At 59.3% G+C, this 24,303-nt stretch carries 20 protein-coding genes and 1 pseudogene; 15 read left to right on the plus strand and 6 right to left on the minus strand.

The window, feature by feature from the left end; all coding sequences use genetic code 11:
• On the minus strand, positions 1-180 hold a 180-nt coding region (locus B7L72_RS18505; protein WP_176212843.1), incomplete at its 3' end, for a hypothetical protein.
• A gap of 450 nt (positions 181-630) precedes the next feature.
• Between B7L72_RS18505 and B7L72_RS06430 the strand changes: the two genes are divergently transcribed.
• The 5 genes from B7L72_RS06430 to B7L72_RS06450 all read left to right on the plus strand — a co-directional run bounded on the left by B7L72_RS06430 (position 631) and on the right by B7L72_RS06450 (position 7,313).
• The gene (locus B7L72_RS06430) at positions 631-1,014 is read left to right on the plus strand and encodes a response regulator transcription factor (protein WP_039178151.1); all 384 of its coding nucleotides are present in this window, start codon (positions 631-633) and stop codon (positions 1,012-1,014) included.
• A complete protein-coding gene (locus B7L72_RS06435) occupies positions 1,011-3,068 on the plus strand; it encodes a 3'-5' exonuclease (RefSeq protein WP_081193299.1) in 2,058 nt (685 codons plus the stop codon). The genes B7L72_RS06430 and B7L72_RS06435 overlap by 4 nt, the downstream gene beginning before the upstream one ends.
• Positions 3,065-3,271 carry a hypothetical protein gene (locus B7L72_RS06440; protein WP_081193301.1) on the plus strand — a complete coding sequence of 69 codons (207 nt, stop codon included), beginning with the start codon at positions 3,065-3,067 and terminating at the stop codon, positions 3,269-3,271. Before B7L72_RS06435 ends, B7L72_RS06440 begins: the two co-directional genes overlap by 4 nt.
• Positions 3,272-3,273: 2 nt before the next feature.
• Positions 3,274-5,988, plus strand: a complete 2,715-nt coding sequence (locus tag B7L72_RS06445; RefSeq protein WP_081193303.1) for a sensor histidine kinase — start codon at positions 3,274-3,276, stop codon at positions 5,986-5,988.
• 113 nt (positions 5,989-6,101) lie between these two features.
• A complete protein-coding gene (locus B7L72_RS06450) occupies positions 6,102-7,313 on the plus strand; it encodes an EAL and HDOD domain-containing protein (RefSeq protein ID WP_081137286.1) in 1,212 nt (403 codons plus the stop codon).
• Here the strand turns inward: B7L72_RS06450 and B7L72_RS06455 are convergent.
• Together B7L72_RS06455 and B7L72_RS06460 are read right to left on the minus strand one after the other, a co-directional pair.
• On the minus strand, positions 7,306-7,638 hold the full coding sequence (locus B7L72_RS06455) for an HlyU family transcriptional regulator (protein WP_016913726.1): 333 nt from the start codon (positions 7,636-7,638) through the stop codon (positions 7,306-7,308). The two genes, B7L72_RS06450 and B7L72_RS06455, sit on opposite strands and share 8 nt — an antisense overlap.
• A 54-nt stretch (positions 7,639-7,692) precedes the next feature.
• Positions 7,693-8,913, minus strand: coding sequence for an argininosuccinate synthase (locus B7L72_RS06460; protein WP_081193305.1), 1,221 nt, complete (start codon positions 8,911-8,913; stop codon positions 7,693-7,695).
• A 213-nt stretch (positions 8,914-9,126) separates the two neighbouring features.
• On the opposite strand from B7L72_RS06460, the gene rnt reads away from it, so the two are divergent.
• Together rnt and B7L72_RS06470 are read left to right on the plus strand one after the other, a co-directional pair.
• Positions 9,127-9,798, plus strand: coding sequence for a ribonuclease T (gene rnt / locus B7L72_RS06465; protein WP_081137284.1), 672 nt, complete (start codon positions 9,127-9,129; stop codon positions 9,796-9,798).
• 128 nt (positions 9,799-9,926) lie between these two features.
• Positions 9,927-11,186: a 6-phosphofructokinase gene (locus tag B7L72_RS06470; RefSeq protein ID WP_081137282.1), complete on the plus strand. Its 1,260-nt coding sequence runs from the start codon at positions 9,927-9,929 to the stop codon at positions 11,184-11,186.
• A gap of 66 nt (positions 11,187-11,252) precedes the next feature.
• Here B7L72_RS06470 and B7L72_RS06475 read toward each other — a convergent pair.
• Positions 11,253-12,969 (minus strand): annotated as a pseudogene (locus B7L72_RS06475) (protein kinase domain-containing protein).
• A 259-nt stretch (positions 12,970-13,228) separates the two neighbouring features.
• Between B7L72_RS06475 and ppa the strand changes: the two are divergent.
• The 8 genes from ppa to purH all read left to right on the plus strand — a co-directional run bounded on the left by ppa (position 13,229) and on the right by purH (position 22,112).
• Positions 13,229-13,759: an inorganic diphosphatase gene (ppa, locus tag B7L72_RS06480; protein WP_081193307.1), complete on the plus strand. Its 531-nt coding sequence runs from the start codon at positions 13,229-13,231 to the stop codon at positions 13,757-13,759.
• Positions 13,760-13,945: 186 nt separating this feature from the next.
• Entirely contained in the window at positions 13,946-15,811 is a 1,866-nt protein-coding gene (gene dsbD / locus B7L72_RS06485) for a protein-disulfide reductase DsbD (RefSeq protein WP_081193309.1), read from the plus strand.
• Between the two features lie 325 nt (positions 15,812-16,136).
• Positions 16,137-16,598: an acetyl-CoA carboxylase biotin carboxyl carrier protein gene (accB, locus tag B7L72_RS06490; protein WP_016913719.1), complete on the plus strand. Its 462-nt coding sequence runs from the start codon at positions 16,137-16,139 to the stop codon at positions 16,596-16,598.
• Positions 16,599-16,628: 30 nt separating this feature from the next.
• Positions 16,629-17,969, plus strand: coding sequence for an acetyl-CoA carboxylase biotin carboxylase subunit (accC, locus tag B7L72_RS06495; protein ID WP_081193311.1), 1,341 nt, complete (start codon positions 16,629-16,631; stop codon positions 17,967-17,969).
• A gap of 126 nt (positions 17,970-18,095) precedes the next feature.
• On the plus strand, positions 18,096-19,010 hold the full coding sequence (gene prmA, locus B7L72_RS06500; RefSeq protein ID WP_081193313.1) for a 50S ribosomal protein L11 methyltransferase: 915 nt from the start codon (positions 18,096-18,098) through the stop codon (positions 19,008-19,010).
• Between the two features lie 99 nt (positions 19,011-19,109).
• On the plus strand, positions 19,110-20,150 hold the full coding sequence (gene dusB, locus B7L72_RS06505) for a tRNA dihydrouridine synthase DusB (protein ID WP_081193315.1): 1,041 nt from the start codon (positions 19,110-19,112) through the stop codon (positions 20,148-20,150).
• The gene (gene fis, locus B7L72_RS06510) at positions 20,147-20,470 is read left to right on the plus strand and encodes a DNA-binding transcriptional regulator Fis (protein ID WP_016913715.1); all 324 of its coding nucleotides are present in this window, start codon (positions 20,147-20,149) and stop codon (positions 20,468-20,470) included. The genes dusB and fis overlap by 4 nt, the downstream gene beginning before the upstream one ends.
• Positions 20,471-20,531: 61 nt before the next feature.
• Positions 20,532-22,112 carry a bifunctional phosphoribosylaminoimidazolecarboxamide formyltransferase/IMP cyclohydrolase gene (gene purH, locus B7L72_RS06515; RefSeq protein ID WP_081193317.1) on the plus strand — a complete coding sequence of 527 codons (1,581 nt, stop codon included), beginning with the start codon at positions 20,532-20,534 and terminating at the stop codon, positions 22,110-22,112.
• A gap of 49 nt (positions 22,113-22,161) precedes the next feature.
• On the opposite strand, the gene B7L72_RS06520 is transcribed toward purH, so the two are convergent.
• A complete protein-coding gene (locus tag B7L72_RS06520; RefSeq protein WP_081193319.1) occupies positions 22,162-23,619 on the minus strand; it encodes an NAD-dependent succinate-semialdehyde dehydrogenase in 1,458 nt (485 codons plus the stop codon).
• Positions 23,620-23,751: 132 nt separating this feature from the next.
• Entirely contained in the window at positions 23,752-24,303 is a 552-nt protein-coding gene (gene folE / locus B7L72_RS06525) for a GTP cyclohydrolase I FolE (protein WP_016913712.1), read from the minus strand.

Below are 24,303 nucleotides of genomic sequence, written 5' to 3' on the forward strand. Positions count from 1 at the left end.
AAGTACCCCATCGCCATTGCCCCAAGACCCACCACCAGCAAGAAAAGGGTATCCGGAATTGAGTGTGGGAATAGATGATTTTCTCTCTCCCTCAATTCCGGTATCAATGAACTCATCCGGATTGAGGTTGGAGCAGGCCTGCTCCATGGATTCGATAATGCGTGCCTGACTAATCGCCATGTTTTCCACTCCTGGCCAGTCGTTCGTCGAGCCTTCGACTACGTGCGAATTCTGACGACAGAATACACACTTAGTTCCGGTTTAGAAGCCCGATGATACGACAGAGGTATCACACACGCAATTCCGGTTTACGGATTATGTGACACGCTGTAGGCTGAAGTGGAATTACACACTAGATTCCGGATACCCCAAGAAAATAGCACTCATAAGCGCAGCTCCTTTAATGATGATGCTTTATTGTTGGGCTTACTCGCTTGCTCACTCCGAGCGTTTTCATAGTGGTATGAGACGTCTGGCAAGTCCATGAAAAAGCCCTTTTATGGCTTTAAACCACTGCGAAAGTTGTAGACGTCATGGCAATACTCATCGAAGGTCGTCTTGGCGGGCTCGGCTTGGCTACCTAAACTTCTTCAAGAACCAATAATAACGTTGCGTTATCAGGAGCCCTCCATGGCCAAAGTCTTAGTGGTCGACGATGAACCCAATATTGTCCTGTCTCTGGAGTTCTTGATGTCCCATGCCGGACTCGAAGTCGTGACTGCCGAGGATGGAGAAAGCGCACTTTTACGTCTGGAAGATGCCTCCCCCGACCTGCTGTTGTTGGATATCAGCCTGCCCGGCATCAGCGGCTTCGAAGTGCTCGAGCAGCTGCGCCAGCGTGAACAGCAAGCAACGACCCAGCGGCTGCCAGTCATCATGCTGACCGCCCACGGCCGCGAAGTAGAGCGTGAGAAAGGCCTGGCGCTGGGAGCAGACGACTACGTGACCAAACCCTTTTCCACTCAGCAACTGGTGGAAAAGGTCAAATCCCTGTTGGGTGAGCGAACGCCATGACCGGCAAAGGGTTACCCAAACGCCAGCGCCTCATGGGCGTATGGCTGCTGTTGAGCGGCATCAGCCTGCTTGGCGGGGCTATTTTTGCCGCCTGGCTCGATGCTCAGCTGGGCCTGTCGGGAATTGCCCGCGCCGCGCTGTGGTTGGGCAGCTTCTCTGGCGGCATGACGATTTTTCTGGTCGGGCTGCTGCTCGAACGCATGCTGTTCACCCCGCTGCGCCACCTTCAGGCCCAGTTGGCACGCTGGGTAGCCAATCCGGACGCCCAGGACGAGAACACCCCCGAAGGCTGGCTGAAGGGGCTCGGCCCCGATTTGCGTCGCCTCAGCCAGAGCTGGCGCGCCGACCGAGGGCGGTTGGCCACCGCTCATGCAGAGGGTGCGCGTAGCGCCACCCGCATACGCCAAGAGCTGGAAACCCTTTTGCAAGTGTTGGAAACGCCGCTGCTGCTCTGCGACCGTCATCGCCGGGTCATGCTGTTCAACCAGGCCGCCGAGGATTTTTTTGCCGGGCACACGGGGCTGGGGCTTGGCAAACGCCTCGACACGCTGCTGCCCACCGTTGGCCTTGAACATGCCCTGGCCCAGCTACCGGACGATGGCTCTCCCCGCGAACTGCTGGCCCCCTGCGAACAACGCTGGCTGAAAGTGGTGATTCGACGCGTGCCCGGCAGCGAGAAGGAAACCCTGGTCACGTGCAGCGATGCCACCACGGCATGGAACAATGAGATGGGCGTGCGTGCCGACCTTGGCAGTCTATTGCCATCGCTACGCCAGCACTCTGCCAGTCTGGGCAGCGCAGCGGATGTGATTCGACAGCTGGGCACTCTGCCCCAGGACCCTGCATTAAGAGAACGCCTGGAGCAGGTCATTCATGAAGAGAGCCATGGCCTGAACCAGCAGGTCGCCAGAATGGCCACGCTCCTCGAAGACATGCAGTACCACGGCGAGCGCTTGCGGCCCATGTGGTCCAATGATTTCTGGCAATCCCTGGATGAACGCCTGGACCCTGCCCATCGGCTGATCACCCCTATTGGCATGCCTGCCTGGTTCAAGGGCGATGCTCCCGCTCTGATCGAGCTGTTCAACTCATTGGTACGCTATTTACACAGTCACTTGCCCAGCGGCGGCTTCGAGGGTGAGCTGAGCCATCATCAGAAACGCGTTTACGTCGACCTGATCTGGCAAGGCGCTCCCGTGCCCGAGAGCGAGCTGGTACGCTGGCGTGAAGAGCGGCTGACGGCGCTGCCGCTGGGCCCATCGGTGGCCGACATCCTGCGCCAGCACGCCGCTGATATCTGGAGCGTTGCCGACAGCGACAAGCGCCACGCGCGTTTGCGCATGCCGCTACCCACCATAGAGCGTACCGACGCTCCCCGTGAACCCGCCCCGCCACGGCCTGAGTTCCACGACTTCGGCATTGCCCAGCTGCCCGCCCCGGATGATGCATTGGCCAACCGACGCTTGCGCAACCTGGATATTGTCTCCTTCGATACGGAAACCACCGGACTGGAGCTGCGTCGAGGCGATACGGTGATCAGCCTGGGGGCGTGCCGTATCGTCAATGGCCGGCTGTTGGCCAGTGACGTTTTCAACCATTACGTCGACCCCCAACGTCCCATTCCGGCAGCCAGCACGGTCATCCACGGCATTACCGATGCCGATGTGGCGGGGGCTGCCACGCTGGACAGCGTGCTGACCTGGTTCAGCGCCTATGTGGACAATGCCGTCTTGCTGGCCCACAACGCCGCCTTCGACATGCTGGCCATCAGCGGCCACGGCGTGCGCTTTGACATGCCGGTGCTCGATACGCTGTTGATCTCCAGAGCTCTGGACGAAGCGCTGGATGGTCACGACCTGGATACCCTGGCCAAGCGCTACGATCTGCACTTTCCCCCCGGCACGCGGCATACGGCGCTGGGCGATGCCCGCGTCACGGCGGAGCTATGGTTGGCGCTGCTGCCTCGGCTGGAAGCCAGAGGCATCGATACCCTGGAGGAGCTGCTAGCCCTGCAGGCCAATGCCTTCGACCGTGAGGATGCCAGCGCTTCATGAAAAACACCCGCCCGCTCTCCCGACGTCAGGAAAGATTGATCGCCTTGATCCTATTGGCGCTGCTGCTGTTTTGTCCGCCTGCCCTGCTGATTATGGACCGTTTGCCCTCCCCATTGGGTTGGCTGCCGCTCTACCTGTTCGTGGTCTGGGGCGCGCTGGTCGGCATGACCGCTTGGCTGGTGGAAGCGCCCAGGCGGCGATGACCATGCGTACCGACCTGGTGGTGATTGGCGCTGCCTTCAGCTACTTGGCACTGCTGTTCATGGTGGCCGCCTGGGGAGACCGCCGCGCCGAACAGGGGCGCTCGCTGATTGGCTCGCCCACGGTTTATGCGCTCTCCATTGCGGTCTACTGTACCGCCTGGACCTTTTACGGCAGCGTGGGCCGGGCCGCGCAGTTTGGCCCTAGCTTCCTGCTCATCTATCTGGGGCCAACGCTGGCCATGCTGTTGGCGCCTTTCACGCTACGCAAGATGGTGCGCATTGCGGCTCAGCAGCGGATCACCTCGATTGCCGACTTCATCAGTGCTCGTTATGGCAAGAGTTCTCTGCTGGGTGCTCTGGTGGCCCTTATGGCTTTGATTACCATCACGCCTTATATCGCGCTGCAGCTCAAGGCGATCACGGTCAGCCATGCAGTGCTGATGAATTACCCGTTGAGTGCCGACGCGACCCTGGCCACCGAGCGGTTCTGGAGTGATCGTTCGTTCTGGATCGCCATGGTACTGGCCGTGTTCATCATTCTGTTCGGCACTCGACATCTGGATGCCAGCGAGCGCCATGAGGGCATGGTCGCGGCCATTGCGGTCGAGTCGCTGGTCAAGCTGGTGGCATTTCTAGCGGTAGGCATCTTCGTCACCTTCGTGCTGTTCGAGGGGCCTGCTGCCCTGTTCGCGCAGGCCGCGGCCATGCCGGAGCTGGCCAACGCCATGCGCCTGGAGAGCGTACCCGGCGGGGCCACCGGCTGGGTGGGCATGCTGCTGCTCGCGTTTCTGGCTTTTTTGACCCTGCCACGTCAGTTCCAGGTACTGGTCGTCGAGAACGTCGATGAGCAGCACCTGATTCGCGCCAGCTGGCTGTTTCCGCTCTACATGCTGCTGATCAACCTGTTCGTGATTCCCATTGCCCTGGCGGGGCTGCTGCTGGATGCCGGAGACCCGGACAGCTTCGTGCTGACGCTGCCTCTCTCCGCGGGTCTCGAGGGCCTGCCCTTGCTGGTGTTCATCGGTGGGCTGTCCGCGGCTACGGGGATGGTGATCGTGGAAACCATCGCGCTCTCTACCATGGTAAGCAACCAACTGGTCATGCCGCTGTTGCTCAAGGTCAAAGGGCTCTATATCGGCAGCCACGGCAAGCTGGCCGATTGGCTGCTGGGGATACGCCGAATCGCCATCGTCGTGATTCTGCTGATGGGGTATCTCTACCACGCGCTGATTGGCGACACTTACAGCCTGGTCACCATTGGACTGGTCTCGTTTGCGGGCGTCGCTCAATTTGCCCCCGCGCTGCTGATTGGCCTTTACTGGCGCGGCGCCACCCACCAAGGGGCAGCCGCAGCTCTGATAGCAGGTTTTATTGTCTGGTTCTACACCCTGCTGCTGCCGGGCTTTGCTCAATCGGGATGGCTGGATAGCGCGCTGATCACCCAGGGCCCCTGGGGGCTAGCGTGGCTGTCGCCCTATGCCCTGCTGGGCCTGACCGGCTGGGATATTTATACCCACTCACTGTTCTGGAGCATGCTGTGCAATGTGGGACTGCTGGTGGGTGTGTCGCTGTTTACCCGGCCCACGCCGCTGGAGCAGACCCAGGCAGCGCTCTTCACCGGCGCCATGCATCCGGACCTGCACACGACCTCTCTGTGGCGGGGGGAAACCACCGAAGGCGCCCTACACGCCCTGCTCATCCGTTACCTGGGCAGTACGGCCACTGAGCGCGTGTTTACCCAACATGGGCCGCTGAATAAAACACAGCCTGCTTCCAGCGCGCTGATCACGCGGGCCGAGCAGGCGCTGGCAGGCTCGCTGGGCAGTGCCTCCGCCAGCGTGTTGATCAATTCGGTGCTGCGCGGTGAAGCGCTGGACGTCGCCTCGGTGCTGAGCATTCTGGATACCACGTCACAGACGCTGGAGTACAACCGGCGCCTTGAGCAGAAATCCCAGGAGCTGGCCCGGGTGGGCAAGGAACTGCGCAGTGCCAATGAGCGGCTGCGCGAGCTGGACCGGATGAAAGATGAGTTCGTGGCCATGGTCAGCCATGAGTTACGAACCCCCCTGACGTCGATTCGCTCGTTTGCCGAAATATTGCGCGACACTCCGGACATCAGCGATGACAAGCGCCATCAGTTCCTGACCATCATGGTGCAGGAAAGTGAGCGACTCTCCCGGCTGATCGAGGAAATACTCGATCTGGCGCGTCTGGAAAGTGGACGTTTCACCATGTCACCCCAACCCGTCGATCTGGTGGTATTGGCCCGACAAAGCAGTGACGCACTGGCCCGCTTGCATCAAGAAGAAGCCCTGACCTTTGAATTGGTGGTGCAGCCCGAGACTGCCATGGTAGAAGCCGACCCCGACAGGCTGGAACAGGTGATCATCAATCTGCTGGAAAACGCGCGCAAGTTCGCGCACCACACCCATCCCGAGATAATGCTAAGCGTAGAAGCCTATGAAGATCATTTTCGCCTGAGCGTGGACGATAATGGGCCAGGCATTCCCGAAGAAGAAAGGGAGCATGTTTTCGAAAAGTTCTATCAGTTGCAGCGCAACGGACACTCCAAGCCACAGCGACCCAAAGGCAGTGGGCTGGGATTACCCATCAGCCGTGCCATCGTTCTGCATCTCGGGGGAAAAATGTGGGCAGAGGCCTCGCCCTTGGGTGGCACTCGGATGTCGATCGAGTTACCCGCCCTAACCTTCAAGTAACGCCTCTCTTTTTGTCAACGCAATGTGTTGTGATGTAACTAGTATGTTCCCGCAATTATACGGTATTCTTTGGATCCTTGTACGCCGTTATGTCTCTATGCTGGAGCTGTATCATGTTGAGCGGGTCAGAACTTATCGATATCGAGAGCGACCATTACACGATCGCTATCCAGCCCATCGTCAACGTGCAGCTGCAGCATGTCGCGGATGAGTTACTCTACCGGGGAAGCGCCAGCGCGGGGAGTGCCGTCATTATGGACGACGTTCAAGCGACGGCTCGCGCCTGTGCCGTCGCCATTTATGAAATCGGTCTCGATAAGCTCTGCGGCCAACGTCAGCTGTTTATAAACGCTTCCCATGACTGGCTGTTGAACCCCGATTTAGCTGGCCTTCCTGCGGATCAAATCGTCATCGAAATTCTGGAAGACACGCAGCCCAGCGAACCCTTGACCGACGCTCTCAGGCGGCTGAAAAAGCAGGGCTATCGACTGGCGCTGGATGACGTAGAGCCCCACTCAGCCAATCAAGGGCTGATGGCCTTTGCCGATATCGTCAAATTCGATATTTCGGTGGGCTTGCCCGTTGATATGATTTCGTCTCTCCACCGGCAGGGCTACACATTGCTGGCAGAGCGGGTCGAAACCCATGACGAATTCGAGCAGTGCAAAGCGCTCGGTTTTAGTCTTTTCCAGGGCTATTTCTATCAGCGTCCAAAAATTCAAACCACCAGAACCCGGCGACATAGCACCTCGCGCGCCAATCAGATGCAGCTACTGGCGCAGCTTTACAGCGACCGGGTTCGTTTGCCTGCACTGAGCACGCTGATTGCCCGCGACCCGTACTTGCTCAATGCGGTGTTGAAGCGAGCCAATTCCGCCGAAAAAGCCGCACAGCGTCCCGCCTACAAGCTGCTGGATTGTATTCACATTATTGGGTTGAAGGAGCTACGCACCCTGGTATCGATCGTCATGCTGGCAGGCAACAATCCGGCCAGCAAGGTCAACCTGATCAATGGGCTGACGCGCGCTTTTGGCTGTGAGGCCTTGGCGGAGCAGCGCGGACTGGACGCAGAAGAGGCCTTTATCGTCGGGCTGTTTTCGCGCATGCCGGTCATACTGGGGATTGAAATGGCTGACATGCTGCAGGAGCTGCCCCTGAGCCAGAGCATACACAAGGCGCTGGCAAGCTATGCCGGCGCACTGAGGCAACTGCTGGTGGATATAGCGGCCTGTGAGCAGGGCGCCGTCCTGACGAGCGTGCCCGCAGAGTTCATGCTGAAAGCGGCCGCTGAAGCGCGTGCCTTGATGGATTCACAGCTTAGTTAGGGGTACCGCTTTCACGACGGGGGTCCGGTTCGAACATCGCGTCCCCCACCTCATCGATGAAGCGCTGCGCCTTGCTGACCATCAGCGCATCGCAGGCATCACGCCCTGGCAGCATGTCAGAACGCTCGAAACGGTGCTCTTGAACGCTATCACCCGCAATGGCTTTACGAATCACACCGCTGACACGGTACTGGCCACTCTGGTCATCCGGCTGGGAAATGATCAGGTACTCTTTGTAGGCAACAGGCTCTGCCGCCTTGGTGCCCGAAGCGCCTCCACGCTCATCGCTTGACCCAAACAGGCCCGCAAGTAGTTTTTTAAACATGACCACTCCAGGAAAGAGTGACCAACCCACCGGGGCTGGCCACAAGGGAAGAGACTAGCTTTGCTGGCGACCTTTACCTGCCGCAATGCGCAGGCGCAGTGCGTTCAGCTTGATGAAGCCTTCGGCATCTTTCTGATTGTAGGCACCGGCATCGTCTTCGAAGGTGGCAATGGACTCGTCGAACAGCGACTGCTCGGATTTGCGGCCCACCACCGTGGCATTGCCCTTGTAGAGTTTCATGCGCACGACGCCTGAAACGTTTTTCTGCGTTTCGTCAATGGCCGCCTGCAGCATGCGACGCTCGGGGCTCCACCAGTAGCCGTTGTAGATCACTTCGGCGTACTTGGGCATCAGCTGATCTTTCAGGTGTGCTTCTTCACGGTCCAGCGTCAGCGACTCGATGGCGCGGTGGGCACGCAGCATGATCGTGCCTCCGGGAGTTTCGTAGCAGCCGCGAGACTTCATGCCCACATAGCGGTTTTCGACGATATCCAGACGACCGATACCGTTGTCGCCGCCCAGCTTGTTGAGCTTTTCGAGGATTTCATGGGGCTTCAACGGCTCGCCATCGATGGCCACGATATCGCCTTGCTCGAAGGTCAGCTCGACGTAGGTGGGCTGCTCAGGGGCGGCTTCCGGTGAAACGCTCCAGCGCCACATGTCTTCTTCGGCTTCGGCCCACGGATCTTCCAGAATGCCGCCTTCGTAGGAGATGTGCAGCAGGTTGGCATCCATGGAGTACGGGGATTTCTTCTTCTTGTTGGAGAAGTCCACCGGGATATTGTGCTCTGCGCAGTAGGCCATCAGCTTCTCGCGTGAAGTGAGGTCCCACTCGCGCCAAGGTGCGATGACCTTGACGCCCGGCTTGAGCGCATAGCCGCCCAGCTCGAAACGCACCTGGTCGTTGCCTTTGCCGGTCGCACCGTGGGAAATGGCGTCGGCGCCGGTTTCGTTGGCGATTTCGATCAAACGCTTGGCAATCAGCGGGCGAGCGATGGAAGTACCCAGCAGGTACTCGCCTTCGTAAATGGTGTTGGCACGGAACATGGGGAAGACGTAATCGCGCACGAACTCTTCACGCAGGTCTTCGATATAGATTTCCTTGACACCCAGCGCCTGGGCCTTGGCACGCGCGGGCTCGACTTCCTCACCTTGACCGATGTCGGCAGTGAAGGTCACTACCTCGCAGTTGTAGGTCTCTTGCAACCACTTGACGATAACGGATGTGTCCAGGCCGCCTGAATATGCCAGCACAACCTTTTTGACATCGGACATTCTTTGCTCCTCTTGAATAAGAACACAGTTCACCAGAATCGGTAGCACGCTCGGGCACTACCCATTACACCTGGCACCCAGTATAGCGCTCTCATTGCCCAGCGAATACCGTCAACGACGCCTTGGGCCCAAAGCTGCTAGAATCAGCTCATTCGTGGCGACTCCCCATGACCGCCACTGTGTTCGATTACTCGCTTTACTAAGGAGAGCTGCATGAGCGAGGCAATTGCCCGCGATCTGATGGCCCAGCGTTTTCGCAGTTACCTGCCGGTAGTCATTGACCTGGAAACGGGCGGGTTCAATGCCCAGACGGATGCCGTACTGGAAATTGCCGCTGTGACGCTCACCATGGACCCGGAAGGCAATCTACTGCCCGACGCCACCTATGCTTACCATATTCACCCCTTCGAGGGGGCCAATGTGGAGCAATCGGCTCTCGATTTCACGGGTATCAACCTGGATGACCCGCTGCGCCGCCAGGTCGCCTTGAGCGAGTCCGAGGCGTTGGGGGAAATCTTTCGCCCCATTCGCAAGTCCATCAAGGCGCATGGCTGCTCTCGCGCCATTCTGGTAGGCCACAACGCGGCGTTCGATCAAGGGTTTCTGAACGCAGCCGCCAATCGGTGTGGCGTCAAGCGCAACCCGTTTCATCCGTTCTCGAGTTTCGATACAGCGACCCTGGCGGGTTTCGTTTACGGCCAGACCGTGCTGGCACGCGCCTGTCGTGCGGCGGGCATCGAATTCGACAACAAATCGGCTCACTCCGCCCGTTATGATACCGAGCGCACCGCCGAACTATTCTGCGCCATGGTCAATCGCTACAAGGATCTGGGCGGCTGGCAGCTGGCGTTGAAAGAGCAAGCCATGGACGCAGGCGAGGAGTAGCTCCAGCAGCCTTGCCCTGCGTGTAATGCAGTGGCAACGGCTTTAGGCTAAACTCCGCAGCATTTACTGATACCCCGAAAACTCATTTAGCTAGCAACACGACACTCGCTCAGGAGACGAAACGTTCCATGGCCCTGCACAATGCCTTTTATGCCCAGTCCGGTGGCGTTACCGCCGTCATCAATGCCAGCGCCTGCGGCGTGATCGAAGCGTGTCGGCAAGCCCCCGATCAGATCGGCAAGGTGTATGCCGGCCATAACGGCATCATCGGCGCCCTGACTGAAGACCTGATCGACGTCAGCCAGGAGAGCGACGACGCCATTGCTGCCCTGCGCCACACCCCGGGCGGTGCTTTTGGCTCATGTCGCTACAAGCTCAAGGATATCGACACCCACCGCACCCAGTACGAGCGCTTGATCGAGGTCTTCAAAGCCCACGATATTCGCTACTTCTTCTACAACGGCGGAGGTGATAGCGCCGACACGTGTCTCAAGGTGTCTCAGCTATCGGAAAAAATGGGCTATCCACTGACCGCCATTCACGTACCGAAAACCGTCGACAACGATCTGCCCATCACCGACAACAGCCCCGGATTTGGTAGCGTGGCCAAGTACATTGCCACTTCTACTCGCGAAGCGTCTCTGGACATCGCCTCGATGTGTGCCACGTCTACCAAGGTATTCGTGCTTGAGGTCATGGGGCGTCATGCAGGCTGGATTGCAGCAGCGGGTGGCCTGGCAGGGGAAGGCGAAGGTGAACCGCCTCACCTGATCATCTTCCCCGAGGTGGCATTCAACCGCAAAGCGGTCATGGCCAGGGTCGATGAGAGCGTCAAGAAGTACGGCTACTGCGTCATCGTGGTATCTGAAGGGGCACGCTACGAAGACGGCACCTTCCTGGCCGATGCAGGCAACACCGACGCCTTTGGCCACCGCCAGCTGGGCGGTGTAGCGCCCACTCTGGCGGGCATGATCAAGCAGGACCTGGGTTACAAGTACCATTGGGCCGTGGCTGACTATCTGCAGCGGGCGGCGCGCCACCTGGCTTCCAAAACCGATGTGGAGCAGGCCTATGCCGTGGGCCGCGAAGCCGTGACGCTGGCGCTGGCAGGCAAGAACTCCATGATGCCGGCGATTCGTCGCATCTCTCAGACCCCGTACCAATGGGACGTGATCTCTGCTCCCTTGGCACAAATCGCTAACCAGGAAAAGTTCATGCCACGTGACTTCATCAGCGAAAGTGGCTTCGACATCACTCAGCAGTGCCGCGATTACCTGTCCCCGCTGATTCAAGGCGAAGACTTCCCGCCCTTCGAAAATGGCCTGCCCAAAGTCGCCAAGCTGAAGCTGGCGAAAGTGGCGCAGAAACTGCCCACGTTCACGCTGTAATACGACCTGAACGGCCCGCAGTCGCGCTAGAAGGGATGGCCCAGGCCATCCCTTCTGCGTTTTGATCTAGCGCAACAGCCAGGAGAGCACCAACAGCAGCAGAAGAATGCCCGCTACCCCCTGCCAGAACCGCCGAGCTTCTGGGCGCGACTCTTCGCGTACCGGCAAACGCCCCAAGGGCATACGCAGTGCGTAGAGAAACTCCGACATGCGACGAAAACGCAGCGCTCGCTGGGGGTCCAGGGCTCGACGCAGCGCCTCATCCAGCTCCGGGGTAATCTCAGGATTGGTGGTACGCGCGCTGCGATAGGCCAGCTCTTCAAGATCGGTATGGCTGCGCAGGCGGTTAGGTGTCAACAGGTACGGCAGCTCACCGGTCAGTAACCAGTAAACGGTCGAAGCCAGCGAATACTGGTCGCTGCGGCGGCCAATGGTGTCGCCCAGCGCATACTCAGGCGCCGTATGCTCGCAAAGCCCCACCTGTCGCAGCAGGTCGCCGGATTGGCGATGGCCATCCACCTCGCGCATGTGGCAGGCGCTGAAGTCGGTCAGCACGACTTTACCGTGCTGGTCGATCAGTACGTTATCCGGGTTGATTTGCTGATGAATGATATCTCGGTGGTGCAGCGCCTGTACCGCCTTGCCCAGCTGGTTGGCAATGTCCAGACGCTGGTTCAAGCTGGCTTGAGGGTGGCGCTGCGCCCACTCACGCAGCGTCTCGCCTTCCACGTTCTGCATGAGATAGTAGAGATAGCGGCGAGGACGCGACAGCTCCATGACCTTGACCACGAAGGGGGAGTTGACCCGCTCCACTACCCACTGCTGCAGCAGGAAGTGTTCCAGATAGGCATTGCGCAGCGAAAGCTCCGGGCTTGGCGCCTTCATGACCATGATACGGTCGCTGTGCACATCGCGTACGCGGTAGACCCTGGACTGCGCGTTTCGCGACAGCACCGCCTGTATTTCGAGGCCATCCAGCCGCTCGCCTACCGCCAGTTCCGGGGGGATGGGCAAGTCCCCATACAGCATACTGGGCGTATCACTGGGTTCTTCCGGCAGCTCATCGACACGCAGAATCTGAAAGCAGAACTGCTCACCTCCATAGCCGCGCTCATGGGCGCGCTGCTTGGCCTCGCTGGCCAGGCGCTCACAGGCCGCATCGAGATCGCTGGCATCTTCACGAATCAAGCGCACATAGTCAGACGGCATGAGCGTGCCGCGCACGGCCTGGGTGGTGAAGACGAAAAAATCCCCCTGCTTGAGCGGCAGATGGGTGTAATCGATGTCCAGGCTGCCATCCATGCCCAATGCCCGAGAAGGATAGCGGTACCCCCCCCACGTCGGTTACATGGTCACGAGTCAACTGTTCGAACTCGGCCCCACGCAGACGAAAGACCAGCGTGTCCCCCATATGAAACAGGTGCCCTTCGCGGCCAAGCAATACCAGGGCAGACATGGATGACACAAAACCGCCTTCCTTGACGTGCTGACTCTGGCTATAACACCAGCTGTTGAGCGCCCTCAAGACACGGGTGGCAGAGGTCTTGGTATCCCAGTGCTCGGGGGTGGAGTAATAGTCGGACAAAAAGCCACGCACGCTTAGATCACCTGCCTGCTTGGCCATGGTATTGCGCGACAGCGAGTCGCTGATGACGGCACAGCCACCTTTCGATTTCAATATGGGCGCATCCGGCAGGCGCACCGACATGGAGCTGCGATGCTGGCGGCGCTGCGGGGCAACGAAAGCCTGACCATAACTGATTAGCAACTGGGCGTGCGCCAACTCATCCTCCTGGACATAAAGGTCCTTGCCACGATCACACGGCGACATGATACACGCTGCGACGCCGAAACGATGCCCACCAAACGTCGTGTCGGCCATCAAAGAGCACTCCGCCCCCTGTCTTCATCAACGTCAAACACCTATGTCGCATTGGTAATCTGGCAGTCATGTTCGTATAATTCTGCCCTATTAATGCAATGCATCAATTGTTTGACATCTGCCTCAATCGCAATAGATAAGCCAAGCCAAGGAACTCAAGATGAACTTCGATAACATCCCCGCTGGAAAGGATCTGCCCAACGATATCTATGTGGCGATCGAAATTCCTGCCAACCACGCGCCGATCAAATACGAAATCGACAAGGATATGGGTGCGCTGTTGGTTGACCGTTTCATGGCCACCCCCATGTTTTACCCGGCCAACTACGGCTTCATCCCTCACACCCTGGCAGATGACGGCGACCCCCTCGACGCACTCGTGGTGACCCCCTACCCGGTCGCTCCCGGCAGCGTCATTCGCGCCCGCCCGGTAGGCATCCTGAACATGACTGACGAAGCAGGCGAAGACGCCAAGCTGGTATGCGTACCTCATGCCAAGCTTTCTGCCCTCTATGATGACGTCCAGGAAGTCACCGACCTGCCGGAACTGCTGCGCCAGCAGATTGCCCACTTCTTCGAGAATTACAAGGATCTGGAAAAAGGCAAATGGGTCAAGGTAGAGTCATGGGAAGGCGTTGAAGCCGCTCGCAAGGCCATCGAAAAATCGGTGGCGGCTTACAAGAAGTCCTGAGTCGACGTTCAAGTGGCAAACGTTCTGCCATGATTCGTCCAAGGCCGCCTTCGGGCGGCCTTTTGCATACTGGGTTAAGCGAACATGAAGTAGCGCGTCACGTCACCGCAGCCGCTACGCCTGGGCGAACGGTTACGCTATTCTGCGTGCTATTGTTGCCTCGACACCGCTGCGTAAGGAAACCTCGTGTTACTGCTCAAACGCTTCTCTCTTTTTTGCCTACTGGCCTGCTTGCCATTGCTGGCGCAAGGCCAATGGTTTTCGTCCAGTAATCAAAGCGATTTTCTGCCTGTCATGGAGGCGTTCCAACCCAGCGCCTGGCATGACGCAGAAACGCTGTATATCGGCATCGACATTGCCGATGAGTACTATCTTTATCGGCACCAGCTCGCGGTTGCCAGCCTGCAGGACGATCTCCGCCTGGAAGCCCCCATTATCGCCGAGGGCACGTTCACCAACGATGAGTTCATGGGCGACGTCTATATCTTTCGCGACAGTCTGGTGTTCGAAGTACCCTTTTCCGCGCCCCATTCTGGCCCGGCCCATATCGAGCTGACGTTTCAAGGGTGTGCCGATGCCGGACTTTGCTACCCGCCAGAGCGGGTAACGCTGGAAGCTCCGCAAGCGTCACCCCCCAGCCAGTTCGCCCAATGGAGTGAACACCAGGGGACGGATGCTCCAGCCAATACTGCATCAACAAGCGACGCGCAGTCCTCTATCGCCCAACCCTCAGCCTTTACTGCCCCGCAAAGCGAGGACAGCCGTTTTCGCCACCTGATGAGCGAGGCCAGCCTGCCCTTGATGCTAGGGCTATTCTTTGTGGCGGGTATCGGCTTGACCTTTACGCCCTGCGTGCTGCCCATGATTCCCATTCTCTCCTCCATCGTGGTAGGGCAAAACCCGACCAGACCCCGTGCTTTCGTGCTGTCAGCCAGCTACGTGCTGGGCATGGCCAGCACCTATGCGCTGGTGGGCGTGCTGATGGGGCTGTTTGGCGCAGGCTTGAACCTGCAGGCACATCTTCAGTCAGCGCCGGTGCTCATCACCTTTGCACTGCTGTTCACCCTCTTTGCGCTGGCCATGTTCGGCGCCTTCGATCTACGCGTTTCTCCCCGAGTGGCCAACACCGTCGACGCCTGGCAGGCGCGAGCCCAGCGCAGCGGCCCGGCAGGCCTGGCCCTGGCGGGAGCGCTCTCGGTACTGGTGGTTTCACCGTGCGTTACGGCGCCACTGGCGGGCGCCCTGGTGTTCATATCATCCACGGGCGATGCCATGGTGGGCGGCGCAGCCCTCTTTGCACTGGGCCTGGGCATGGGCGTGCCGTTACTGCTGGTCGGCACCTTTGGCACGACGCTGCTACCGCGTTCGGGCGCCTGGATGAACGGCGTCAAGGTCGCGTTTGGCTTGCTGATGCTGGGGGTCGCCATCTGGATGATCGAACGTCTTGTGGCGCCTTCCATCGGCCTGCTGCTCTGGGCAGCGCTGGCGATCGGGACTGCCCTGACGCTGGGAGCCTTGACGCTCCAGCACGCGTCGGGCTGGGCCAGGGTACGCCAAACCCTGGGCCTGTTGCTGCTGGCCTGGGGGATAGCCCTGGTGCTGGGAGCGGCTCAGGGCGGCACCAATCCGCTACGCCCATTGATGCTAGGCAGCAGCTCGACCTCGTCAGCCGAAACGCCACTGGCCTTTGAAACGGTCAGTACGCTGAGCGAGCTACAATCCCAACTGGCACAAGCTGCTCAATCCAATCAGCCAGTCTTCGTACACTTCACTGCCGACTGGTGCATATCCTGCAAGTTGATGGAACGAGACGTCTATCCCAACCCGCAGGTGGCCGCGCAATTGAACGATTTTCAGCGTGTCGCAGTCGATGTTACCAATACCAACGCAAACAGCAGAGAGCTATTGAATCATTTCGACCTGTTTGGCCCGCCCAGCCTGCTGTTCTTTCATCAAGGCGAAGAAGTGCGCGACGCACGTATACAGGGCGAAGTCACGGCACAAGCACTGGCGCAGCATCTCGATTCACTCAAGCGGTGGCAGCAAGGTTAGCCTTGCACTAGGCTGAATGACATGGTCAGCGCAGTACGGTGCGCTGGCCATTTTTTTAACGCTTTGTCGCCAACGTCGTCAAACGGTCGTTTAAGTTGCGAAATCAGCCACGTCTGAGGCAACCACTGGACAGTGCGCTACTTTTTCGGCAAACTCCGCAGCCATATTTGCTAAAAAGCTCATCTTTTAGCGTTGACACAGGGGTAACGTTCACCATCGTGCAGCGTTCTCCTCGTTTTAAAATCAGGTTTACTGCGCCGCACGCAAGCAGGCAGGTTCAACCTGCTGCGTTGTGTTTTATTGATTAACGTTTGGGGCTATATAGATGGATATTCGTAAGGTCAAAAAGCTGATCGAGCTGCTGGAAGAGTCCAACATCAGCGAAATCGAAATTCAGGAAGGCGAAGAATCGGTTCGTATCAGCCGCCATCCGAATGGAGTCAGCTGGCAGCCACAGCCAATGCCGCAATACGCCCAGCCCGCATACGCGCCGCAGGCTCCTGCGCCAAGCGCCCCCAGCGCCGAAGCGGAACCTCAAGGTGCCAGCTATCGCGGTGAAGCCGTCAACTCTCCCATGGTCGGCACTTTCTACCGCAGCCCGGCCCCTGGCGCCAAGGCCTTCGTGGAAGTTGGCGACACCGTAAAGCAAGGCGACACCGTGTGCATCGTCGAAGCCATGAAAATGATGAACCAGATCGAAGCCGACCGTGATGGCGTGGTCGAAGCCATTCTGGTGGAAGATGGCGAGCCGGTGGAATTCGATCAGCCCATGATCGTCCTCGCTTAATCTTTCATTACGATACGGGTGGACTCTCCCATGCTGGACAAGGTACTTATCGCGAACCGCGGCGAGATAGCCCTACGCATCTTGCGAGCGTGTAAAGAGCTAGGCATCAAGACCGTAGCGGTTCACTCCAAAGCCGACCGCGAGCTGATGCACGTTCGCCTGGCAGACGAAGCCGTCTGCATCGGCCCTGCTTCTTCCGCGCAATCCTACTTGAACATCCCAGCCTTGATCAGCGCCGCTGAGGTGACGGACTCGAGCGCGATTCACCCGGGCTATGGCTTCCTTTCCGAGAACGCCAACTTCGCCGAGCAGGTAGAACGCTCTGGCTTTACCTTTATCGGCCCCCGCGCAGAGACCATTCGCTTGATGGGCGACAAGGTCAGCGCCATCGAGGCCATGAAGGCAGCAGGCGTACCAACCGTTCCCGGTTCGGATGGCCCTCTGGGCGATGACGATGCCACCAATCTGGCCACTGCGCGCCGCATTGGCTACCCGGTGATCATCAAGGCCGCGGCCGGTGGCGGCGGGCGTGGCATGCGCGTGGTGCATACCGAAGGGCACCTGCTGTCTGCCATTACCGTCACCCGCACCGAAGCGCATGCTGCTTTTGGTGACGGCACGGTCTATATGGAGAAGTTTCTCGAGAAGCCGCGCCATGTCGAGGTGCAAGTACTTGCCGATGGCCAAGGTAACGCGATTCACCTGTTCGACAGGGACTGCTCCCTGCAGCGCCGCCACCAAAAGGTGCTGGAAGAGGCCCCAGCGCCCGGCCTCGACCCCGAGGCACGCGCCAGGGTTCTGGAAGCCTGCCGTCAGGCCTGTATCGAGATCAACTATCGCGGCGCCGGCACCTTCGAGTTCCTTTACGAAGAGGGTGAGTTCTTCTTCATCGAGATGAACACCCGGGTCCAGGTAGAGCACCCCGTGACGGAGATGGTCACCGGCGTGGATATCGTCAAGGAGCAGCTGCGCATCGCCGCTGGCATGCCGCTGTCGATTCGCCAGGAAGACGTGCAGCTCAATGGTCATGCCTTCGAATGCCGTATCAATGCCGAAGACGCCCGTACGTTCATGCCGTCTCCTGGCAAAGTGACGCTGTTCCACGCCCCAGGTGGCCTGGGCGTTCGCATGGACTCGCACCTCTACACGGGCTACACCGTTCCACCGCATTACGATTCGCTGATCGGCAAGCTGATCACTTGGGGCGCCGATCGCGACATTGCGCTGACCCGCATGCGCAATGCGCTGGACGAACTGCTGGTGGAAGGCATCAAAACCAACATCGACCTGCAGAAAGACCTGGTTCGAGACAGCTATTTCCGCCAGGGTGGCGTCAACATCCATTATCTGGAAAAGAAGCTGAGCAGCTAGGTATTGACCTGATGCTTGCAAACCTGACGCCTCCTCATCGGAGTAACGCCAGGTTGTCTACGCGGGGTGGCGATTGCCACCCCGTGAGCGTTTCATGACTATTCACTGACCCCGTGGAGACTTCTCATGCCCTGGCTGCAATTAAAAGCGCACGTTGCTCCTGAGCAGGCCGAGCTTCTTGAAGAGCTGCTGCTGGACGAGGGTGCTACGGCCATCGGCCTTCAGGATGCCCACGACGACCCCGTCTTCGAACCAGAGCGCGGCACCACGCCGCTCTGGCAAGACACCGTCCTGACGGGACTGTATGACGACCTCGATGGCATCAGCGAGATGCTAGAGCGTATCGAGGCCGCCTGGGCAGAACACATGCCGGGCGAACCCTGCCCTACCATCGAGTATGAGCTGCTGGCCGACCGGGACTGGGAACGGGAATGGATGGATGACTTCACCCCCCTACGCATGGGCCAGCGGCTGTGGATCGTGCCCAGCTGGCTGGAGCCCCCAGAAGCAGAGGCGGTGAACCTGATCCTGGACCCCGGCCTGGCCTTTGGCACCGGCACCCATCCCACGACGGCTCTCTGCCTGGAATGGCTCGATGAGCTAGCAGTAAAAGGCGTTCTGACCCACCAGCGCGTGCTGGACGTGGGCTGCGGCTCCGGCATCCTGGCCATTGCTGCGCTGAAACTGGGGGCGTCCAGCGCCGACGGAACCGACATCGACCCACAGGCGCTGCAAGCCAGTCGCGACAATGCGCAGCGCAACGGTATTGCCGAACAGGCCTTGTCACTTTACTACCCCGAGCAACTGGCCGATGACCAGACCTACCCTATCGTGACGGCCAACATTCTGGCCGGCCCGCTGGTCGAACTGTCGGGCATGATTGCCAGCCACGTGGCACCCGGAGGCCACATTGCGCTTTCGGGCATTCTTGCCAAGCAGGCCAACGACGTGCTGGAAGCATATGAAGCCCAAGGACTTATCATGGAAGAGCCAACCCTGCGTGAAGGCTGGGTACGCTTGACCGGCTGGAGACCCGCATAATTTGCTGCGCTTTCCTTCATTACTGCGGCGAGTAGGCGTATCATACGCTCCCTTGAAACGCGCTATTCGTCGTTTTCATGCCTATCAAAGTGCACCGCCATGACCATGATGACTATCCAGCCCCCTGCGATTGGGCCTTATCAACTGCCCAACCCCGTGATACTTGCGCCCATGGCAGGTGTCACCGATCGCCCTTTCCGGCAGCTGTGTCGGCGCCTGGGGGCGGGCTGGGTGGTGGGTGAAATGGTCACGTCTGATCCTTCGCTCTGGCACACGCGCAAATCGCAGCTGCGTATGGATCATCAAGGCGAACCCGCGCCCCGGGTAGTACAAATTGCCGGTGGCGATGCGCAGATGCTGGCCGAAGCAGCCCGCCTGAATGCCGAACTGGGCGCGCAGATCATCGACATCAACATGGGCTGCCCCGCCAAAAAAGTGTGCAACAAGGCCGCTGGCTCAGCGCTGCTGCGCGATGAAGCCCTGGTGGCCGAGATTCTCGATGCGGTGGTCAGTGCCGTCGATATTCCCGTGACGCTCAAGATTCGCACGGGCTGGTGCGCCGACTCCAACAATGGCCTGCGGATTGCCCAACTGGCTGAGTCGGCAGGCATACAGGCACTGGCCGTCCATGGACGCCACCGCCAGCAGCGCTACACGGGCGAAGCCGAATACGACACCATCGCCGAGATCAAGTCACGACTCACCATTCCCGTCATTGCCAATGGCGACATCACTTCGCCAGAGAAGGCGGCCCGCGTGCTGCGCCATACCGGTGCCGATGCGGTCATGATTGGTCGTGGTGCCCAGGGCAACCCGTGGATCTTCCAGCAGATCACTCACTACCTGTCCCATGGCGAGCACTTGCCCGCCCCTGAGCTGGCAGAGCGCCGCCAAGTGTTGACCGAGCACCTGCACGCCCTGCACGCGTTCTACGGCGACACCATGGGCGTACGCATTGCACGCAAACATGTGGGCTGGTATCTCGATGAAGACACGCGCTTCACCCATACCGAGCAGCGCAGCTTGAAGCAGCAGTTCAATGCGCTCGCATCACCCGATGCGCAGTTTCAATGGATTGATGACGCCATGACCCATAGCGCCTCCCAGCATTTGCTAGCCAAAGGAACCCATGCCGCATGACTGAACGCGACCTGCTCTCAAGCGAAAGTTCATCGCCACTGGCGGGCACCCTGGCGGACCCGGCGACCACGGCCCAGCCTCAACCGCTGCGGGAAGCTGTCGAAACGGCCATGCGTCGCTACTTCGAGCACCTTGATGGAGGTCAGGCATCGGACCTGTATGCCATGGTGATGGCCGAAGTGGAGGCGCCGTTACTGGCCTGCGTGCTGGAGCACACCGACGGCAACCAGACCCGTGCCGCCGACGTGCTGGGCCTGAACCGCGGCACGCTGCGCAAAAAGCTCAAGCTGTATGGACTGATCGATCGTGACGCCCCTTAAGGGGCGTTGCCGTTTTTAAACCTGGCTGTTCCAACCCTGAACCTGATACATGAGCACTCCCATGGCTGATAGCACCGCTACCCCCGTCCGCCGCGCCCTGCTGAGCGTCTCCGATAAAACCGGCATTATCGAGTTCGCACAGGGCCTCGTGAAACATGGCGTCGAACTGCTCTCGACCGGCGGCACCTACCGACTGTTGCAAGAGAACGACGTCCCCGTGACCGAAGTCTCCGAACATACCGGTTTTCCAGAAATCATGGACGGCCGGGTCAAGACCCTGCATCCCAAAATCCATGGTGGCATTCTGGCCCGTCGCGGTCAGGACGACGCCGTGATGGCCGATAACGATATCAGCCCCATCGACATGGTCGTGGTGAACCTCTACCCGTTCGCGGCCACCATCGCCAAACCGGATTGCACGCTGGAAGACGCCATCGAGAACATCGATATTGGTGGCCCTACCATGGTGCGCGCCTGCGCCAAGAACCATGCCTACACCACTATCGTCGTCAACGCGGACGACTACTCCCGCGTGTTGAACGAGCTGGCCGAGCATGGCGGCCAGGTGACTCAGCCGACGCGTTTCGACCTGGCCGTCAAGGCATTCGAACACACGGCGGGTTATGACGGCGCCATTGCCGACTACCTGGGCCGCAAAGTGGCCAGCGAAGAAACTACCTTCTCGCGCACGTTCAACCTGCAACTGCACAAGAAGCAGGACATGCGCTACGGTGAAAACCCGCACCAGCAGGCAGCTTTCTACGTCGACCCCGAGGCCAGCGAGCCCAGCGTGTCTACCGCTCGCATGCTTCAAGGCAAGCCGCTCTCTTTCAACAACGTGGCCGATACCGATGCTGCCTTCGAGTGCGTCAAGGCTTTCGATGACACCGCCTGCGTCATCGTCAAGCACGCCAACCCCTGCGGAGTAGCGGTGGGCGCCAACGCCCTGGAAGCGTACGACAAAGCGTTTGCCACCGATCCTACCAGCGCCTTTGGCGGTATTATCGCCTTCAACGTCGCCCTGGATGCCGCCACCGCCCGCGCCATCGTTGATCGCCAGTTCGTGGAAGTCATCATTGCCCCCGGGGTAAGCGATGAAGCGGCCGCTATCGTGGCTGAAAAACAGAACGTGCGCCTGCTGGATGTCAGCGCACATTGGCCAGGCCAACCGCAGGCTGCCTACGACTTCAAGCGCGTCAATGGCGGGCTGTTGGTCCAGGAGCGCGACGAGGGTATGGTCAGTGAAGCGGAGCTGACGGTGGTCAGCGAGCGTGCGCCCACCGAGCAAGAATTGCGTGATCTGGCGTTTGCCTGGCGCGTGGCCAAGTTCGTCAAGTCCAACGCGATCGTGTATGCCAAGGCTGGGCAGACGATTGGCGTGGGGGCGGGTCAGATGAGCCGCGTCTACTCCGCCAAAATTGCGGGTATCAAGGCTGCCGATGAAGGGCTCACGGTTCCTGGCTCCGTCATGGCGTCGGATGCCTTTTTCCCGTTCCGCGATGGCATCGATGCCGCCGCGGCGGCTGGCATCACTGCGGTGATTCAGCCTGGTGGGTCAATGCGTGACCAAGAGGTTATCGATGCGGCCAACGAAGCGGGCATTGCCATGGTCTTCACCGGCATGCGCCACTTCCGCCACTAAGCCTTTAAAAACCCCCTGCGAAGCACTTCGCAGGGGGTTTTTTTGAGGGTCACCCCAGATCGATGCACAGGTACTTGGTTTCCAGGTACTCCTCCAGCCCCTGATGCCCCCCTTCACGCCCCAAGCCGGATGCCTTGACACCGCCAAAGGGTGCGGCCGCGTTTGAAATCAGTCCGGTGTTGATCCCCACCATGCCATACTCGAGCGCTTCGGCCACGCGCCACACCCTGGCCAGATCACGCGAATAAAAATATGCGGCCAGACCATACTGGGTATCGTTGGCCATCTCGACCGCCGTCTCCTCTTCATCGAAGGGGAACACCGCTGCCAAGGGGCCGAACGTCTCTTCCTGGGCCACTTTCATGCTGTCGCTGGCAAAGCTGACCAACGTGGGCGTGAAGAAATTCCCCCCCAATGGATGCGGGTGGCCCCCTAGCAACAGCTCGGCGCCCTTGTCGATGGCGTCCTGAACGTGCTCACTGACTTTTTTGACGCCATTTTCATCGATCAGCGGGCCAATGTTGACCCCTTCTCGCGTTCCGTCACCGACTTTCAGCTCGCTGTTCATGGCCACAGCGAGTTTTTCACAGAACGCATTGATGACGCTGGACTGCACCAGGAAGCGGTTGGTACAGACACACGTCTGCCCCGCATTACGGAACTTGGCGGCCATGGCGCCTTCGACGGCAGCGTCCAGATCGGCGTCTTCGAACACGATAAAGGGCGCGTTGCCGCCTAATTCCAGCGAAATCTTCTGAACGTGCTCAGCGGCTTGGGCCATCAACTGGCTGCCTACCTCGGTCGAGCCTGTAAAGGTGATCTTGCGCACTTTAGAGGAGTGAGTGAGCGCTTCGGCAATATCTGCCGCACGCCCGGGCACGACGTTGAACACACCACGCGGCACGCCCGCCCGCTCGGCCAACAGTGCCAAGGCCGTCGCCGAGAACGGCGTCTGGCTGGCAGGCTTTACAACGATGGTACAGCCCGCTGCCAAGGCAGCACCGGCTTTACGGGTGATCATCGCCGCCGGGAAGTTCCATGGCGTAATGGCCCCCACAACCCCTACAGGCTGCTTGGTCACCACGATACGCTGATTGGCTTTGGCTGCAGGAATGGTTTCGCCGTAGATGCGACGCGCTTCTTCGGCGAACCAGCGTAAAAAACTGGCCGCATAGGCAATCTCGCCGACGGCTTCCTTGAGCGGTTTACCCTGCTCATGGGTCATCAGCATGGCGAGATCCTGCTGATGCTCCATCATCAGATCGTGCCACTTCATCAACACGTCGGCACGCTCTTGCGCCGTCATTCCTCGCCAGGCAGGCAGTGCAGCGTACGCAGCATCGATGGCGCGCTCGGTTTCTGCCTTGCCCAGCTTGGGCATATCCCCTACGAGCTCACCCGTAGCGGGGTTCACCACCTTGATTTGCTCGCCGCTGTCGGCGGCTACCCAACTGCCGTCGATATAGGCAAATGGGCAGTAAAGCTGTGTTTCTCTCAGCGCTTCCATGACAAACTCCTGACCAGAGGATGGCCTTGCAGGCTCATTGACCTCTTCATGCTAAGACGAAATGGCACTCTTGACCAAGTTCTCGTCAGGAATCCTTGTACGTATCGTACCTTAACTGAGTGCGTATCGACCCTAGCTGATGAGCGTCAAAAACTCTTGCCGTGTTGCCTGGTTGGTGCGGAAGCCCCCCAGCATGACCGACGACGTCATGCTCGAATTCTGCTTCTCGACGCCACGCATCATCATGCACAGATGGCGAGCTTCGACCACGACGGCCACCCCTTTGGCCTGAGTGACCTGCTGCACCGCTTCGGCAATTTCACGGGTCAGATTTTCCTGGATTTGCATGCGACGTGCATACATATCCACGATACGTGCAAACTTGGACAGCCCCAGCACCTTACCGCTCGGCAGATAGGCGATGTGACATTTGCCAATGAAAGGCAGCAGATGGTGCTCACACATGGAGTAGAGCTCGATATCTTTCACCAGCACCATTTCATCGGTTTGCGACGCGAAGACAGCGCCATTGACCAGCTCTTCCAACGACTGCTGGTAACCTGCATTCAAGAATTGCATGGCCTTGGCAGCGCGCTTGGGTGTATCACGCAACCCCTCGCGATCAGGATTCTCTCCCAGGGCAGTAATAATTTGACGGTAATGCTGGGCGATTTCGTCGGTCAT

The organism is Halomonas sp. BC1 (assembly GCF_002078135.1).
GTDB classification, from domain to species: Bacteria; Pseudomonadota; Gammaproteobacteria; order Pseudomonadales; family Halomonadaceae; genus Vreelandella; species Vreelandella stevensii.